The organism is Paeniglutamicibacter sp. GQ140 (genome assembly GCF_059759235.1).
The window spans coordinates 190034-207965 of record NZ_JCAXDW010000006.1 but is presented as its reverse complement, the minus strand read 5'-3'; the positions used below and the strand labels follow the sequence as shown (position 1 = coordinate 207965).

Here is a 17932-nt window from a genome sequence, read left to right as displayed (position 1 = left end):
GCCGGTCGGGCCGGCGGGTCTCTCTCCGGCACCGCCCTGCGCATTCAGCCGACAGGTGCACAGTGGCCGTTTTGGCTCCGATGCATGGTCGGCCCCCTTTAGACTATTTCCATGCCTCCCGTTGCTCCAGTGCTTTCGTCGACCACGCTGATCCGGGAGCTTGTCGGCCCCCTCAGCCTTGACCGCGGAGCTGCCTACGCCACCCAGGGCAGGGTGCTGGACGTCAGCTGGGTGGCCCCGATGAGCATTGTGCGCGCCAGCGTCCTGGGATCGGGCGGCATGGTCTACCGCACCGCGGTCCACTCCCAGGTCCGCCACGGCTTCCTCATGCCCCAGCACGGGATTTGCACCTGCCCCGTCGGCGCAAATTGCAAGCACGCAGCCGCCGCCCTGTTGGCCTATATGTGGGATGAAACGAACTTCGAGGAACCCGATACCCGCGCCCCCTGGGAGCGCACACTGGACTCCCTGATGGGCGACGGCATCGCAGCACCCGACCAAACCGAGGAACGCAACCTGGGCGTCCAGTTCGAGCTCCGGCCCCGGACCCTTCACCGGTACCAGGCCGCGGCACTGCAGAAAATCAAGAACGGGGACATCCCGCATACCTCCAAGCTCGAACTGGTACTGCGCCCGGTCCAGCTCAACGACAAGGGCCGCTGGGTCTCCGGCAACCTTGCATGGCAGCACTTCCGCTACACCCGCGCCGGCGGCGTGCCCGTGCTGCCCTTCGACTACACCTACGACGCGGACCAGGTGGAATGGTTCTGCACCCTGCTGCAGCTGAACTCCTTTGCCGCCTGGAACGGAACGCACCTGTCCGCCGGTGACTTCCTCAGCTCGATGCTGTGGAACCACCTTGCCCAGGCCCCCGGACTGGGCATCGAGTTGCGCGGCCCGTCCGCAAAATCCGCGGTGAAGGTGCACGAGCCCGTCACCATCCGCACCGACGTCGCCTCCGAGGGCGGGAAGTTGCGGATCCGGCCCTCCCTCGACGTCCTGCCCCCTGACTTCAACACCGACTTTATCGGCGCAGTCTCCGACCACGGCGTCTTTTGGTGGGACGCCACCGAGGGGATGAAACACCTCAACCTGCACCTGGCACCGACCCGCGCCAAGATCCCGGCGCTGGTCACCGGCCTGCTCGGAACCGACAAGAAGGTCGTGATTCCGGCCAATGGCCGGGACAGCTTCGAACAGGAGTACCTGCCCAGGCTCGCCAAGGCCACCGAGCTCTCCTCCCTCGACCGCTCCGTCGAGGTGCCGATGTCGCTGGCGCCGAAGATGCAGCTTCGCATCAAGCACATCCTGAGCAGGCCGGAGACTTCGCGCAAACGCAAGGACGAATCGGCGGGCGTCCCCGGCCTCGAGCTGCGGTGGTGCTTTGCCTACGGCGACACCAAGGTCCCCCTTGTCGCAGCATCGGGCTCCGGCATCGAGCGCGACTCCAAGGCCGAATTTGCGCTCCAGCGCGAGGCCGGTGCGGCCCTGGCCGATTTCCCCGGAGCCCTGGGCACGGCCTTCGGCAGCAGCCAGTACCAGGTGCGGAACGACGACAGCCCCATTGTTATCTCCGGCGTCGACGCCGCACGCTTCACCGCCGCGGCGCTGCCGGCGCTCCAAGCGATGGAAAACCTGGAGGTGGCCATCGAGGGCGAGGCGCTGGACTACGAGGAGCTCACCGCCGACCCGCTGATCACCATCTCGGCCGGGAACACCGAAACCAACGACTGGTTCGACCTCGGCGTGGAGGTGCGGATCGACGGCAACAACGTCCCGTTCACCGAGCTCTTCCAGGCCCTGGCCCACGGCGACGAATACCTGATGCTCCCCGACGGCAAGTACTTCGCGCTCGACCGCCCGGAATACGAACAGCTGCGCCGGCTCATCGAGGAGGCCCGCGCCCTCTCGGACTCCACCAGCGATGGCACCATCCGGATTTCCAAGCACCAGGCCTCGCTCTGGGAAGACCTCAAGGACATAGCCACCAATGTCGAGGCCTCCGAGGCCTGGAAGGCCTCCTCCGAGGGATTGAGCAACATCCTCACGGTTGCCCACGCACCGCTGCCCGCCGGCATCGACGCCACCCTGCGCCCCTACCAGCGCGAGGGCTTCGAATGGCTCTCCTTCCTCTACGACAACGGGCTCGGCGGGGTGCTGGCCGATGACATGGGACTGGGCAAGACGCTGCAGACCCTGGCCCTGATCCAACATGCCAAGGACAACCACGATCCGGCCGCGGGCAAGATGCCGCCGTTCCTCGTGGTGGCCCCGACCTCCGTCGTCTCCAACTGGGAGGCCGAGGCCAAGCGCTTCGCCCCGGACCTGCGCAGCGTCTACATCACCGAGACGGTGCGCCGCGGCGGGGTCCCCGCCCACGAGATCGCCGCCGAGGTCGACATCGTCATCACCTCCTACGGACTGTTCCGCATCGACCAGGACGAGTACGCCGCCACCAGGTTCTCCGGGCTGATCCTGGACGAGGCGCAGTTCGTGAAGAACCCCGCCACGCAGGCATCCAAGCAGGCCCGCGACTTCCCGACGCCCTTCAAGCTCGCCATCACCGGCACACCCATGGAGAACAACCTCTCCGAGCTCTGGTCGATGTTTGCGATTGCCGCACCCGGACTCTTCCCCACGCTCAAGCGCTTCGACGAGACCTACCGCAAGCCCATCGAGAAGGACGGCGACAACGAGGCGCTGGGGCGCCTGCGGCGCCGGATCCGCCCGCTGATGCTGCGGCGCACCAAGGAACTGGTGGCCACCGACCTGCCCGAGAAGCAGGAACAGGTCCTGGAGCTGGAGCTGAACCCCAAGCACCGGGTCATCTACCAGCGCCACCTGCAGCGCGAGCGCCAGAAGGTGCTGGGCATGCTCGAGGACATGGACAAGAACCGCTTCGCGGTGTTCTCCTCACTGACCAAGCTGCGCCAGTTGGCCCTTGACGCCTCGCTCATCGACGACGAGTACGCCTCGGTTCCCAGCAGCAAGCTCGACGCCTTGCTCGAGCAGCTCGAGGACCTCACCGCCGAGGGCCACAACGCGCTGGTCTTCAGCCAGTTCACCTCGTTCCTGTCCAAGGCCAGCGACCGGCTCACCGCGGCGGGGATCGAGCATGCCTACCTGGACGGCTCGACGACCAAGCGCGCCAAGGTCATCGAGTCCTTCACCTCCGGCAAGGTCCAGGTGTTCCTGATTTCGCTGAAGGCCGGCGGATTCGGGCTGAACCTCACACAGGCCGACTATTGCTTCCTGATGGACCCGTGGTGGAACCCCGCCTCGGAGAACCAGGCGGTCGACCGCGCGCACCGCATCGGGCAGAAGCGCAACGTCATGGTCTACCGGATGGTTTCCAAGAACACCATCGAGGAAAAGGTCATGGCGCTGAAGGACAAGAAGGCCAAGCTCTTCACCGCGGTGCTCGATGACGATGCTGCCTTCGCCTCCGCGATCAGCGCCGACGACGTGCGCTCGCTCTTTGCGGAGTAAGCCTGCACCGGCGGAAAGAATTTTCCACAGCATCCACGGATTTCCAAGCATCAAAGGGGGACGACACCAATATGTCGAAATCGAAGCCTGCCAGCAACAAGTCGCGCGGAGGGCACCCCGCCCGTAGTTCGGGCGCGGGCGCATCCAAGTTTGAGAACCAAGTGCGTACCGCGATGCGTCCGTATCTGGCCCAGTTGCGTGCCTTCTTCAACCAGCGTCACGACGCGGCCGACACGGAGGCCGGCATCGAAGGGCTCGTGACCCTGCTGACCGTCCACTCGCGGCTGCGCGGCAAGGTTGCGGCATCCGAACTCGACCACGAGGCGCTGGCAATCCAGTTCGGGGACCTGCGCGCCATCGGTGACGAGGTTGCCGTTGCCTGCGCCTCAATGCTGCGGGAATTCGTGCTATTCCTGGCCGAAAGTGGCCGCTGGTCCGGCTCCGTGGAGGGATTCAAGTCGGTCTTCGACTTGATTTCCGCCCAGGGCGGCGAGTCCCCCGTGGTGGTCCCCGAGCTTGATGAAGCCGGCGCGGATTCCCGCTGGGCCAAGTTGCCCATGGTTTCCACCGCTCGGGCATTGCTGGCCTGGGTTGGCGAGGGCCGCGAAGTGCGGCCGGATGGCTCATTGTTGGATGCGGACCTGGTCGCGGCCGCCGCGGCCGTGGGCCTCAAGGTCCAGCACGACCCCGGGGCCGAGGCCGTGCGGCTGCCTTGGGAACCGGAGGCCGAAGCCGCTGTCGCCACCCTCGCGCAGCTGCCAAAGCTGGATGCCTACTGGAATGCGTTGTTGCGGGCCGGCCTGCTGACCAACCAGCGGGGCAAGGCGGTGCCGACCCCGGTGGTGAGCGAGGCGCTGCATGCCGATTCGGGGTTCAGCGCCCGCGGAGTGAAGGACCTGATTGCCGAAGGGCTCTACGCCCACATCCTGCTCCATGCGGTGGGACCCGAGAACGACAACACCGTGACGCAAATGGCTGCCGCGTTGCTGGGCAAGGCCGGATCGGCGAATCCCCCGCGCACCGAAGTCGCGTTCGCGGTTCCTGCCCCCGGGGAGCTTGAGCCGGAGCAAGCCCATCTGCAGCCGCTCTTTGCAAGGACCGTCCCCGCTGCCGAGTCGCTGCTCCGCGCCGCGGAATCCGAGGGACTGGTCCGCATCGGCAAGCACGTTCGGGTGCCGCGCGTCTTGCGTGCTCCCCTGGAACGTGCGCTGACACGGGTGGCCGAGGAAATCCTGGCCTAGTCTTTCCGCTTAAGACGCCGTTGGGTGGGGACGTGCCATGCACGTCCCCACCCAACGGCGAATTGCTATTTGGAAATGGAGGCGACCTAGATGCTGGTTGTTGCCGTTTCGATGTCGAGGCGCGGCAGACGGTCGAACCAGGGGTTCTCGCCCGGGGTGCCCACGTTGACGATCAGGAAGGCGTGGTTGGCGGTGTCCGCGTTGATGACGGTGTCCACGCCGGCGGCGTTGAAGCCGCCCATGGGCCCGGCGTGCAGGCCGGCGGCGCGGACGGCCATGATGAAGTAGCCGGCCTGCATCCAGGCGTTGTTCTTGGCGACTTCGGCGCGCATGGCCGCATCTTCGTCAAACATTGCCTTGCGTTCGGATGCGTGGGGGAAGAACACCGGGAACTGCTCGTGCCAGTCGGCGTCGTAGCTCAACACGGCCAGTGCGGGGGCGGCCAGGGACTTGGGCCGGTTCATTTCCATCATCTGGGCGACGACTGCCTCGCGGGCCTCGGCACTCTTGATCCAGGTAATGCGCAACGGCTGGTTGTTCATCATCGTCGGACCCATTTTGGTGAGCTCGTAGATGGCGTCCAGGGTCTCGTCGGAGACGGTCTCGTCCGAGAAGGTGTTGGCGGTTCGCGCTTCAAGGAATAGCTTGTCGGCGGTTTCTGCATCGATCGACAGTTGTTCGTACACGGTCGAGGCGGTCTCTACGCTCATGCGGGGGTGTGCTCCTTGCGGCTTGTCAGTGGTTACCTACTAGGGCAAAACCACCACGGCCGGCGGCGACATTCCCCGCCGTCCCGTGAGCCGCATCACGGGAGATGGCCCGGAAAGCCCGCAAGGGGGCCTTTCGTGCCTAAACATCAGCACGCCCGACGACGCCGATGGTGGCTACTCTTGGGGTAGTAGCGACCGCGGAATCTTGATTATCAAATGCTCCTTGGGGGAAAGCATTTGACGCGATTCCTGATGCTGACCAACTTGGGGGCTTGGTCTGCGGGGCTGGCGTCGTCCGGCGTGCTGGAAATGAGTCCCTGAAACGCCACTCGCAAAACGCTCCGAGAACTCATCAATCGGCTATGCAGCCGATGTAGTACCTACTGTATCCATGAGAGCAGTCGCTCCACATTAGACCTTTGACCATACTTGGTGAGGTAGCCTCACTAATGATCGGAAGGTTCGGATACTTCCTCGGGAGACTTCTGGCCCCCGTCGATGATGGCGGCCGGCAGCTCGGCGCGAACCACCCAGTCGCCGCGGACGCGCTTGGCAGAGAGGGTCCCCCCGAACGCCGCCATGCGGTCTGACATGCCCACGATTCCGGAGCTGTGCCCACCACTGTCAAACCCCTGGTCCACAACGTGTCGGGGCAACTTGTTGGCGACTTCCAGCCACACCCTGTCACCGACGACGAGGGCCTCAATGCGGCACGACGCATCCCGTTCGGCGTGCTTGACGATGTTCGTCGTGGATTCCTGCAGGACCCGGTAAAGTGCGGCCTGGGCAGACTGGGGCAAGCCGGCAAGCTTCGGGTCGGCCATGGTCTTCGTTGGATGGCCAAGGTCGACCAATCTCTCGGCAAAGATTTCAACGCCAATGAGAATTTCCAGGCTACTGGCAGCATTCTCCGCAGGATCGACGAGCGAGCCGTCCACACGGGTCGTCGGACCGTCGGATCGCAGCACATTGAGCATGACGCGCAGGTCCTGGAGGGCCTCTTTCGACGTGGCGCCGATGACCTTGAGCGCGGCCTGGGCAACCGCCGGGTCCCCGGAAAAGCCGGCAGCCTTGGCCTGCATGGAAATCACCGTGATGTCATGGGCGACGATATCGTGCAGGTCCCTGGCAATGGCCTTGCGCTCGGCTTCGACGGCTTCCTGCTGCTTGCGGCGCAGCTCCTCAATGCGTTTCCTGTCGGCTTCGCGCTGTTCCTGGTACTTCCGCGCGAAAAGGGCTACGAGGTAAGCGGCGGCGACCAAGGGAATGATGATGATCAAGAAGCCCACGTCGTAGGACCTGACGACGACGATCAGGATTGGCCACAGGCCAGTGATGCATAGATACCGGAACGAGAACTTACGAGTCTCCGTCAGGGTAACTATTCCAACCAAGAGAGGAACAATAAGAAGCGCGACCAAATAGGCGCCGGTGAAAGCCGCCAGCGTCATTGCCACGATGGAAACAAAGACCGCATATCGCGTGCGAACCCACAAAAGTCCGAGCGCAAGAGCGAAAGCCGCATTGACGAAGACTTCGATTGCACGATCATGGAACTTTACGGGATCGGACTCACTGATCAAGCTGACAATGTCCGTAATTAGCAATAACGCGACAACGCCGCTCGCAACTAGGAGAATCTTCCTCCCCAATGTGGAGGAAGATTGCTCACTAGTAGCGTCGGGGGCAGAAACGAATCGGTTCACCGATCCATTCTCACCCATAGAGAGGACTCATTCTTTTGAGTCCCCCTTTCTACCTAGGGCATGCTGCACCGAAGTATCGGCACAGCCAGTCGTTGAACGCATCTGAAGCGCCAGCAGGTGAAGCAACTGGCATTGAGCTGCCCTGGGACAGAGAACCGGGAGCCGTGGCTGCCTGGGCAGGAATGGCGGCCGGCAGCAACAAGGCAGCGGACATGGTAACAGCGGCGAAAATACGAGTTTTGCGAGTCATGAGGCCTATTCTTGCATCTATTTCATTAAGTCAACAGATACTTTTAGTGAAACTTTTGAAGTCGGTCAGCCCCTGCGCCGATTTCGCCAAAGGTCACTAGACTCGAAACCGTGACTGATATCCAAGTTCTCGTGGTTGATAACGAACCCCTCATGCGTCAAGCCCTCAAAATAATTCTTGAAGCCGCCCCGGGGTTCCACTGGCTTGGGGACGCGACAAACGGCATAGAAGCCGTGGATTTCTGCGCGGGCAACAGCCCTGACGTCATACTCATGGACATGCAGATGCCTCGCATGGACGGGGTTGAAGCGACCGCAATCATCACCACGAACTACCCGGATATTGGCGTGCTGGCCATAACCGCGTTCTCCTCGGAAGAATATTTGGTCCCGGCCCTACGCGCCGGGGCCGCTGGGTACTTGGTCAAGGACGCAGAACCCACGGAAATCCTTGCTGCAATTCGGGCGGTGCACGACGGCAGCGCCGCCATTTCGGCGTCGGTATCGCAGGACCTCATCCGCGCAGTCCGAAATGGCTACGACATTAAACCGACTAGCGCTAGCCGACAGAGCCCCATGCCCTTGTCCGAACGAGAATTGGAAGTCCTGCAACTGCTCGCTCGAGGTTATAACAATCCGGAAATTGCTGCCGAGTTGCATGTCTCCGAGGCCACCGTCAAGGCCCATCTGAGCCGTGTGATGGCAAAATTTGGCGTCCGGGACAGGGTTCAGGCCCTAATCCGAGCAGCACAGTACGGCCTTGTCGAACTACATATGGATTGACCGCCGGGCCACCCCCTTCCAATCGACCCGATTGGGTCCTCGCAGCCGGCACGTGGACCTTGGTCGACGACCTCCCTTGAACGACACTGTCTTTCCCCGCCGAACGTTGGCTTGACGTCTGGACCGAACAGTGGAGGCCTGTACCGCGAATGGCGAAAACTTGTATGTTTTAGTAAATGGTGTCGCTTTCACGGATCGGCAATCATTTGCAAACTAGGTGGGAATACCCACCTTTTTTGCTAATCGCCCCCGCCTATCGAATAGGCTCGGAAAATGACAACTGAACTGACGAAGGCGAGCGCAACCCCCAGGGTTCACCGATGGGTCTTTTGGCCCGCGGCCATCATCATCATTGTTTTTGCCACCTTCGCGATGACCATGCCAAGCCTTGCCGAGGCAGTCTTCGCTTCCGTCCAGTCCAAGATCATTGGCTACTTCAATTGGTACTACGTCCTGATCGCCACAGGTTTTGTGGTGTTTAGCCTCTGGCTCGGGTTTGGGAAGTTTGGCGAAATCAAGCTCGGCAAGGACGACGACGAGCCGGAGTTTTCCCTCGGTTCATGGTTCTCGCTGCTCTTTGCCGCCGGCATGGGCATCGGGCTGGTTTTCTACGGCGTCTCCGAGCCGCTGAGCCACTTCGCCTCCCCCAAGCCCGGCGCTTCGGGTTCTCCTGCAGAGCTCGCCCAACAGGCCCAGGCCCAAACATTCCTGCACTGGGGCGTCCATGCCTGGTCGATCTACGTGGTCATCGGTTTGGCACTGGCCTACGCGATTCATCGACGTGGCCGACCCATTTCGATCCGGTGGACCCTTGAGCCACTGCTGGGCCGCAAGGTCCATGGCGGACTCGGAAACCTCATTGACGTCGTCGCCCTGGTTGGAACGATCTTCGGCGTGGCAACCTCCTTGGGGTTGGGCGTCCTGCAGATCAGCGCGGGCCTGCAAAGCGCCGGATTGATCCAGGCCTCACAGTTCATCGACCTCGTCATCATCGCAGTGGTCACTGCATTGGTGCTCTTCTCCGTGCTTTCGGGAGTCGGAAAGGGCATGAAGTGGCTCTCGAACACCAACCTGATCCTGGCCGGTGTGATGGTGGTCTTCCTGCTGATAGTAGGACCGACGCAGTTCCTGCTGAGAAACTTCGTGCAGTCGGTCGGCAACTACCTGCAGAACTTCCTCGCGATGTCCTTCAACGTCAGCGCCTTCACCGGCACCGAGGGTGAGATCTGGCAAGGCACGTGGACCACGTTCTACTGGGGCTGGTGGATTTCCTGGGCCCCGTTCGTGGGAATCTTCATTGCCCGGATTTCGCGGGGGCGCACGGTACGCCAGTTTGTTGCCGGCGTCATTCTGGTCCCCACAGTTGTCACGATGATCTGGTTCTCCGTCCTGGGCGGGATCGCCCTGCATGGCCAGCTGGAGGGCACGGGGAATCTTATCGCCCCGGACCGTTCAATTGACACCGAGGGCGCACTATTCGCCATGCTCGATCAATTGCCCGCCGGCTCCGTGCTGACGGTGGGTGCGATCATCATGATCGTCATCTTCTTCGTCACCTCTGCCGACTCGGGTGCTCTGGTCATGGGGATGATTGCCACCGGCGGGGACGTGGAGCCGAAGAACTGGATCCGCATCTTCTTCACGCTGGCGACTTCCCTCTTGGCAGCTTCCCTGTTGCTCTCCGGTGGCCTTGAGGCACTCAAGACGGCAGCGATCATTATTGCCTTGCCCTTCAGCCTCGTGCTGATCCTAATCTGTTGGGCGACGTATCGGGCGTTCTCTCGTGAAGTGAAAGTCTACGAAAAGGCTCGACGAATGGCGTTCGTCGACCACATCGGCGATTTCTACGGCCTGGAAGTCGAAGCCCCGAACCAGGATTCACAGCTGATCAATCTGCGGAACTTCACTGCGCGGCTGCGGCGGGCCGTTCCGACAGCACACCGAGCCGATCCCCGGGTTTCTGCAGGCCGGGTACGCACGGAAGCGGCCCCTGACGCTGGTGGGCCAGGAATCGATGGCAGCCAACCAGAGCAGCCGCCGAGCGGCACCAGCTAGCCGTCTCGGCCTTTGCAAATTCGAGGTGTTGGGTTCCCATCCATGGATGGGAACCCAACACCTAGAATGCGTTTCAAGTCATGCAGCGGGCGGCTGCGGGTATCTACTGCCCTTGCTGATAGGCAACACCCGACAGCTCATTGCAGATGTCTTTGAACCTTGCCTATGCATCCCTTGCCGTCTGCCCTTCACAGTCTCCCCTGCCGTGCAGGCACATGCCACAGGTCCCCCGGCCTTGCGCCCTCTGGGCAAAGATCGGCCGTCAGGAACCGACGCGCAGCCGAACGGCGCGATAGCCGAGGCCCACCGCAAACATGACCAGTCCCCCGATGACCGCGCTGGGCGGAAGCGTGGCAACGAGCACGACGCAGCCAATGGCCCCGGCTATGCCCAACCAGACAGGGCTCAGACGCTCGTCCCGCGGCTGCTTGACCGCCGCGATGTTGGCGATCAGGTAGTAGACCAGCACGCCGAACGAGGAGAATCCGATGGCAGTTCGCAGGTCGAAGAACATGATCAGCAAAACCACCGCGACACCGACGGCCAACTCGGCGCGGTGCGGCGTGGCGAACCTCGGGTGGATGGCAGCCAAGGGATGGGGCAGGTCGTGCTCCCGTGCCATGGCCATTGCAGTGCGTCCGATTCCCGCGATCAACGCAAGCAACGCCCCGAGGGATGCCAACGCCGCGGCGATCTGGACCAGCGGCAGGGCCCAGGAATCCCCCAGTGCGGTCGCCAGCGGCTTGGCGCTCTGCGCAACGCCGCCGGCGCCCAGGACAGTGAGGAGCACCAGGGCGACCGCCGTGTAGAGCACCACGACTATGCCCAGTCCGATCGCAATGGCACGGGGAATACTCTTTGTCGGGTTCCGCACTTCCTCGCCCAGGGTCGCGATGCGTGCATATCCGGCGAAGGCGAAGAACAGCAGCCCTGCTCCCTGCAGGACGCCGAGGAGGCCCATGCTGTCCCCTGCCGCATAGGCCGGTGGCACATGGGTGCCGGCCAGGATCACCACCAAGACCACGGCCAGGAGCGCCAACACCGCGGTGACAATGACTCTTGCAGCGGCCGCGGTGCGTGTAACTCCCAGATAGTTGACTCCGACAAGCACCGCCACCGCCAGCGCGGCAACGGGCTTCACCCAGGGTTCGGGAACCGTGTATGTTGCGAAGGTCAATGCCATGGCCGCTGCCGAAGCCGTCTTGCCGACCACGAAACCCCAACCCGCGATGAAACCCGGCCACGGGCCGAGCACTTCGCGTCCGTAGGCATAGGTGCCGCCCGAGGTTGGGTAGCGTGCCGCGAGTTGGGCGCTGGACCGTGCGTTGGCGTATGCCAACGCAGCGGCCAAGAACAGGGACACCAGAAGGGCTGAACCGGCGGCGGAGGCCGCGGGGGTGAACGCGGAAAAGATCCCGGCTCCGATCATGGCACCCAGCCCGATCATGACGGCGTCTTTGGTGCCTAACCGACGTTGAAGGCTTGGACTCACTTCTTCTCCACTCAGGCTTCGCATTCTCAACTCTTACTCCATCGAGATTAACGTTGGGCGACGCCCCAACAACATCGGACGCGCCCATGCACGCGCTCCCGCCCCCGGAAACCTGCACGAACCCGGCGATTTCGGCGGCAAGGGTGGCTGTCCACAACACGTCGTTCTCCTGTACATGATCCAAGGGTGGTTCGCATAGTCTCAGAAGGGATCGTTGGATATGGCAAGATTCGGGGAATCGCATGGCGTTGGGACATTTCGCAGTAATTGACACGGAAACCACGGGACTTTTCCCGGGAAACCACGACCGCATTGCAGAGATTGCGGTGATTACGATGGACAGGTCCGGCACGATCCTGGATCGATGGGAGACATTGATCAACCCGGAGCGTGATCTGGGCAAGCAATCTATCCATGGGATTCGCGCCAAGGACATCCTTGGTGCGCCGCGCTTCGGCGACATTGCGCAGGAACTTGATTGGCGTCTTTCCGGAACCCTCGTTGTCGCCCACAACCTTCGCTTTGACGCGCGATTCCTCGGCGCCGAGTTCCATCGCGCGGGGCTTGCACTTCCTGGGTTCTTTCTACCCCGCGGACTGTGCACGATGCAGATGGCGCACGAGTATTTGCCCGGCGCCGGGCGTTCCCTGCAGGATTGCTGTGATTCATTCGGTATCGAGCTGCATCACGCCCACAGCGCCGGGGACGACGCCGAAGCCGCGGCGGTGCTTCTTTCCCGATACATGGAGCTGGACCCCGATCTTGGCGACTGGGACTTCCTGCTGTCGGAGGCCGCGACAACAGCTTGGCGGCCGTCTCCTCCGTCCGGACTTCTGGCACCGGCGCTTCGCTCATCCGCGGATTCCAGGGAGACGCACTTTGTTGAGCGTATTGTGGTTCGCCTGCCGGAAGTCTCCGGGCCCGTCGAGCATCAGGACTACTTGGCGCTGCTTGACCGGGCGCTGCTTGACCGATACCTTTCCGCCCACGAACAGTCAGCGCTGGTTGCCCTGGCCGATGAACTGGGAATCAGCCAGGCCACCGTCCGGGAATTGCACGCGCGCTATTTCGCTTCGGTGTCGGAAGTTGCATGGTCCGATGGCGTTCTCACCGATGAGGAACTCAATGACCTGACAACCATCGCGGAGGTGCTCTGCATTCCTGGCGAACAGCTCGAGGCCGTCTCCCAAAGGAGACAGGAAACGACACCGCATGTTCCTGGATCGGAGGCCGCCTCCACGGCGTTCCTGGAACCCGGCGACCTAATCGTGCTGACCGGAGACATGAGCCGGCCGCGTGACGCCATCGAAGCCGAGCTGGAATCAGCCGGGTTCAGGCCGCACGGAGCCGTAACAAAGAAGGTCAAACTTCTGGTGGCGGCCGATCCGGACAGCCTCTCGGGCAAGGCACGAAAGGCACGCTCCTACGGCATACCGGTCGTCGGCGAGGATTACCTCTGGGGCCGCCTGCTCCACATACCGGACAACTGACAGCGCTTCAGAAATATTCGCCAACTGTACTCTCGATCTGGGCTCGCTAGTATGCTCAAGTCATCAGCGGCGATGCCTTGGTTGCAGGCACCGCCAAGAGGCTCAAACTGTGCGGAAAAAAGATGTCTCCCAAAGATCCGAAATCAGCCGACAAGGTCGAACCGTCAACGGGCGAGGCGGCCGATTCATCAGTTGTGAGCATCGACCGGCTTCGGATCCGCCGCGAACTACCGCGCGTCCTCCCGGCGTTTGACGCGTGGTGCGAGGAACGTCGGTTCGATACCCATGGTTCCGAGCTCCGGGAACGGATCGTTGCCTTTCTGGAACACTATGCGCGCGTCAACAGCAGTCGTGAAATCACGTTCCTGAACCTTCCGGCGTTTGCGGCAACACTTGATGACTTGATGTTTGGCAAGAAGACCAACGATTTCCTGGAAATGACCCATGTCTTGGGTGCCTACCTTGAGTTCTTGCACGCCACGGGAACATGGACGGGCACCCATGAGGAATTCCAGCGGGTCGAAACCTACTTCAGCTGCTTCAACTTCCCCAAGTTCGAACCGGATTATTCCGCGATCCCCGAATTGCAAAGTGTCTTGATCAGGGTGCCGAGGCTCACCCGTGAAGAAGCCATGGCGGGGATCAAGGACCTGGCGCTCGCCGGCAGAGTGCAGTCCTTCTTGCGGTGGTTCGGTCCGAAGCGTGGAATTACAGGTGCGAAGATCTTGAACCGGAAGCATGTACAAGAGGCAGCCGCAGCCCTCGACATCCATGCTATTTATGACGATTCGCCGACACCCATAGGTGGACCGTCCAAAAACGGGCCGGTTCGGTTCAGATCGGCACGGAATGTGGCCCGGCTGGGCCTGTACTGGGATGCCCTGGTGGGTGCGGGACTCATCGAGTTGAGTGCCACTCGCGCCTACCCGAGCAAGGAGGCCATCGACTTCCTCGACGATCCTGCCGCAAATCTGGTCAATGTGGTCCGCCGCGTCGCGCAACAGATGTACCGAGCCGTATCGGTGGAAGTCGACGATCGCTACCTCGACCCGGAGATGGGTTACCTGACCCGCTATTTCCTGCTGGAGGCAGCCGTCGAACCGATCAGTGTCGAGGTTCTCAGGCACCCGATCCGCGGCCTGAACAACTTCGATCCGCGGGGAACCCCCGACACCATCGAGGTTGCCTGGCAAAACCTGGAGCAACTTCGCGATGAAGGGCTCGTGAGAATCGACGCAAAGCTCACGATCCCGCCGGTGTTATGCAAGCCGTTGGTTCTGGAGCTCGCGAACGCTTCCGTGGTCGAGTACACCTTCGAGGACCGAAATGACGAGGACCCTGAATTTACGGGGAATCCCCCGTCGTGAACCTGGCGGCCCCGGCTATTGGCCTTCGAACATTCTGGGGTTCCGCGGGTGGTCCCGTTGGCTGGCCATCGACGTGCGTCCATCCCGAGGCCGAGGGACTAAGGCTGGATACCCAGGTACCTTGAAAGCACATGCTCGGCAATCGCCATGGAGGAGGTTGCCGCCGGCGACGGGGCATTGCGCAGCACGGTGACCGGACCTACCTGGTCCACGGCAAAATCATCCAGCAAGGACCCGTCCCTGGCCCAAGCCTGGGCGCGGACGCCCGCGGTGGTCCGATGCGTCAGGTCCGAAGGCCTCAGCTCCGGGATGAAGGCCTGGGCCGCCTTGAAATACAACGGCTTGTAAACCGAGGCCGCGATTTCCTTTCCGCCCATTCTCCAGTGGTCCCTGGCCAGCTTTCCTGCCCCGGGCCAGCGCAAGGACTCCCAGGTATCGCGAACCGAAATCCTGCCCCAGGAGTATCCCTCGCGGGCCAGTGCAGGTACGGCGTTGGGCCCCACATGGATCTCGTCATAAACCCCCCGGGTGAAATGAACCCCGAGGAACGGAAAGGCCGGATCCGGAACAGGGTAGATCATGCCCCTGACCAGCTCATTTCGTTCAGGGGCCAACGACCAGTATTCGCCCCGAAATGGCAGGATCCGGGGCGAATCCGAGGCGCCCACCAACTTGGCGATCGTATCGGAATGCAGGCCGGCGCAAACCACCAGCCGGTCAAAGGCGTGCGTGGTTCCGGCGGTTGAGACCAGGCACGCGCCGGCGGAAGTTTGAACGGCCGTGACTTCCTGATTCAGCAGCACCCTGCCGCCGGCCTTCCGGATCTGGTTGGCCATTGTTTCGGCAATGGCCGCATAGTCGACCACGGCGGTATGCGGGGAATGCAGTGCTGCCACTCCCGCGGCATGCGGTTCGATGTCGCGCAGCCGCTCCACGGATAAGCGGGCCAGGCCGGGCACGGCATTGAACCGGGAGCGGCGTTCGATCTCGTCAAGACGAGGCACCTCGTCACCATTCAAGGCAACGACCAGTTTTCCGGTTTCCCGATACGGGAGGGAGTGTTCCCGGCAATACTCGCGAATCTGGGCACGACCCCTGGCACAGAGTTCGGCCTTGAGCGAGCCCGGTTGGTAGTACAGCCCGGCATGCACGACCCCGGAGTTGTGTCCGGTTTGGTGCGTGGCCACCCGTGCTTCCTTTTCCAGGACCGTGACGTCAAAATCCCCGGTGCGCGCCAAGGCCTGCGCAATGGCAAGTCCAACGATGCCGGCACCGACAATCCCGATTCGTTCAGTCATCGAATCGGCCGCTCCCCCGCGGCTCCGCGAATTTCACCCTGGCCTTCATCTTCGAATCGTCTCATGTTGCGATTCAGCTGACCACGGCGATTTGAAACAATTTCCCGGCAACGGCTGCGGCCGGCCGCGAGCGGGTCGGTTACTGGGCGAGCGGGGATCCAATCGTTTCCCCGTTGACGCTGCGAACCGTCCATGGACCGTCGACATTGTCGCTCAGCGAGACGGAGCCATTGAGAATGCTGTCGAATTGGACTCCGGCGAGCGCGGAGAGGGTGTAGCGGATGATCGTTCCGTGGCAAACGACGGCAACGTTCTTCCCCGGAAAATCGGCAGCGATCTGGTCGATTGCGGCACGGCCGCGGGCCACGACGGATTCCAGGGGCTCTATTCCGCCGCCGTCCTTGTTTGGCCACAGCTTTTCCCATTCGCCGTCCTGCATGCCCTCGGCCTGGCCGTAATCGCGCTCGATGAGCGCGTCATAGCTTCGTCCCAACTCGATGCCCAGGCCGGCGGCGATAATCTCTGCCGTTTCGCGCGCCCGGGACAGCGGGGAGCTCACGATCGCATCCCAGGTGTCCGTGCCCAGCACCGCCACGGCGTCGCGGGCCTGCTGGCGTCCCACGTCGTTGAGCGGGATGTCGCTGGAGCCCTGCAGGCGGCCTTCGGCGTTCCAGTTGGTTTGTCCATGGCGAATGAATCCGAGTCTCATTCCTCCATTCTCGTGTGTGCATGCCCGGACCGCCTACTTATGACTCCCGTTTCGGGAGGTTGTCGGCCACCCTCGAGGCACGGAGCGGTGGCGCCTCAATTGCCGGCCCTGTCCAAGGGCCCTGTTTCCGTGCGATCCTCTAATGGTTGAGAGGTGTGACACATGGGCGCATATCGGCTGGAAGCCGCACTGGCTGCATTCGAGGATCCGGCAGCCAAAGCCCGGTCCCTGGTGCCCCTGCACCGGACCTGGGCCAGCACCGAGACCATCCCCGGACCGGTGCGTCCCGTGGTGGCCCGCTCGTGGCAGCGGCAATCGCTGAAGAACCCGGCCATCCGGCCTTTGGGCTCCGAAGACATCGGAGACCGCAGGGAACGCGCGGCGGTGCTCTCCGGCCTGGTGCCGATGCTTGAGGACCGCCTGTTGCAATTGGCCGCGGATGCCGGCAACGAGCTGGTCATCAGCGATGACGAGGGGTACGTCCTGTGGGTTGCAGGGCCCTCCCCCATTCGCCGGCGCAGCGAGGACATCGGTTTTGTTGCCGGGGCGCGGTGGAGGGAATCCGACGTCGGCACCAACGGGCTGGGTGCCGCCATGGCCGAACGCACCCCGGTGCAGATTTTCGGCCCCGAGCACGCCCGGGAGGAACAACACACCTGGGTGTGCACCAGCGCCCCGATCATCGAGGAGCGCACCGGCCAGGTGCTTGGCGCCATCACGCTCTCCGGGTCCTACCGCACCGCCCATCCGCACACCCTGGCACTGGTCAGCGCAACCGCGCGGGAGGCAACCGGCTTGCTGGCCGCGCGGCACGACCGCGAGTTGCATCTGCTGGCGGGCTCGGTCCCCGCCCCGGCCGGCCGCCATGTGCTGGTCGATGCGCAGGGCTGGGTGGCGCATTCGGCGGGCTTCGGGGTGGGAACCCGCCTGCGGTTGCCCGGGACGCTGTGCGCGGGAGGTGCCTGGCTGCCCGAACTCGGGGCGGTGGTGGCCGCGGAGGTCCCCGGGGGTTGGCTGCTGCACGGCGGCAACCGCGACTCCGACGCCCGACTGGAATTGTCTCTCGCCCCCGCGCCGGTTGCCGTCGTCGTCCAGGACGGGCAGCGAACCGAGATCCGCCTCAGCGAGCGGCACGGGCAGATCCTGGCGCTGTTGGTTGCCAACCCCTCCGGCCTGGACGCACACGGCCTCATGGAGCGGCTTCCAGGGGTCACCACCACCGTCACTGTGCGTGCCGAGCTGTCGCGGCTGCGCGCCAGGCTCGGCGGCCTGGTTGAGTCCAGGCCCTACCGCCTCGGCCTGCCGGCCGGCTTCAGCGCCTGAGGCCGCCAGGCGTTGCAACC

13 protein-coding genes are annotated in these 17932 nt (G+C 63.0%); 8 read left to right on the top strand and 5 right to left on the bottom strand.

Features of this window, described 5'->3' with window-relative positions; genetic code table 11:
- Positions 1-111: 111 nt before the first annotated feature.
- On the top strand, positions 112-3489 hold the full coding sequence (locus AC6CHY_RS10885; protein WP_217388755.1) for a DEAD/DEAH box helicase: 3378 nt from the start codon (positions 112-114) through the stop codon (positions 3487-3489).
- A 161-nt stretch (positions 3490-3650) separates the two neighbouring features.
- Positions 3651-4730 carry a hypothetical protein gene (locus tag AC6CHY_RS10880; protein WP_217388756.1) on the top strand — a complete coding sequence of 360 codons (1080 nt, stop codon included), beginning with the start codon at positions 3651-3653 and terminating at the stop codon, positions 4728-4730.
- Positions 4731-4816: 86 nt separating this feature from the next.
- Here AC6CHY_RS10880 and AC6CHY_RS10875 read toward each other — a convergent pair whose 3' ends face one another.
- Positions 4817-5440 (bottom strand): malonic semialdehyde reductase, encoded by a 624-nt coding sequence (locus tag AC6CHY_RS10875; protein WP_217388757.1) that lies wholly within the window; start codon positions 5438-5440, stop codon positions 4817-4819.
- A 446-nt stretch (positions 5441-5886) separates the two neighbouring features.
- A complete protein-coding gene (locus AC6CHY_RS10870) occupies positions 5887-7023 on the bottom strand; it encodes a sensor histidine kinase (RefSeq protein ID WP_217388758.1) in 1137 nt (378 codons plus the stop codon).
- A 215-nt stretch (positions 7024-7238) separates the two neighbouring features.
- Between AC6CHY_RS10870 and AC6CHY_RS10865 the strand changes: the two genes are divergently transcribed.
- From AC6CHY_RS10865 to AC6CHY_RS10855, 3 genes are all read left to right on the top strand, one after another.
- Positions 7239-7496 carry a hypothetical protein gene (locus tag AC6CHY_RS10865; RefSeq protein ID WP_217388759.1) on the top strand — a complete coding sequence of 86 codons (258 nt, stop codon included), beginning with the start codon at positions 7239-7241 and terminating at the stop codon, positions 7494-7496.
- Between the two features lie 10 nt (positions 7497-7506).
- Positions 7507-8178, top strand: a complete 672-nt coding sequence (locus AC6CHY_RS10860) for a response regulator (RefSeq protein WP_217388760.1) — start codon at positions 7507-7509, stop codon at positions 8176-8178.
- A 273-nt stretch (positions 8179-8451) separates the two neighbouring features.
- Positions 8452-10233, top strand: coding sequence for a BCCT family transporter (locus AC6CHY_RS10855; RefSeq protein WP_217388761.1), 1782 nt, complete (start codon positions 8452-8454; stop codon positions 10231-10233).
- Between the two features lie 262 nt (positions 10234-10495).
- On the opposite strand, the gene AC6CHY_RS10850 is transcribed toward AC6CHY_RS10855, so the two are convergent.
- Positions 10496-11749 (bottom strand): APC family permease, encoded by a 1254-nt coding sequence (locus tag AC6CHY_RS10850; RefSeq protein WP_217388762.1) that lies wholly within the window; start codon positions 11747-11749, stop codon positions 10496-10498.
- Between the two features lie 218 nt (positions 11750-11967).
- Here AC6CHY_RS10850 and AC6CHY_RS10845 point away from each other — a divergent pair, with 218 nt between their 5' ends.
- A complete protein-coding gene (locus AC6CHY_RS10845; RefSeq protein ID WP_217388763.1) occupies positions 11968-13215 on the top strand; it encodes an exonuclease domain-containing protein in 1248 nt (415 codons plus the stop codon).
- Positions 13216-13337: 122 nt separating this feature from the next.
- Positions 13338-14582, top strand: a complete 1245-nt coding sequence (locus AC6CHY_RS10840; RefSeq protein WP_498226718.1) for a hypothetical protein — start codon at positions 13338-13340, stop codon at positions 14580-14582.
- A 98-nt stretch (positions 14583-14680) separates the two neighbouring features.
- On the opposite strand, the gene lhgD is transcribed toward AC6CHY_RS10840, so the two are convergent.
- Both lhgD and AC6CHY_RS10830 read right to left on the bottom strand, forming a co-directional pair.
- A complete protein-coding gene (gene lhgD / locus AC6CHY_RS10835) occupies positions 14681-15880 on the bottom strand; it encodes an L-2-hydroxyglutarate dehydrogenase (protein ID WP_217388765.1) in 1200 nt (399 codons plus the stop codon).
- A 139-nt stretch (positions 15881-16019) separates the two neighbouring features.
- Complete coding sequence (locus tag AC6CHY_RS10830; protein ID WP_217388766.1) at positions 16020-16589, bottom strand: histidine phosphatase family protein; 570 nt, start codon at positions 16587-16589, stop codon at positions 16020-16022.
- Between the two features lie 162 nt (positions 16590-16751).
- On the opposite strand from AC6CHY_RS10830, the gene AC6CHY_RS10825 reads away from it, so the two are divergent.
- The gene (locus AC6CHY_RS10825; RefSeq protein WP_254456040.1) at positions 16752-17912 is read left to right on the top strand and encodes a GAF domain-containing protein; all 1161 of its coding nucleotides are present in this window, start codon (positions 16752-16754) and stop codon (positions 17910-17912) included.
- The last annotated feature ends 20 nt before the right edge of the window (positions 17913-17932 follow it).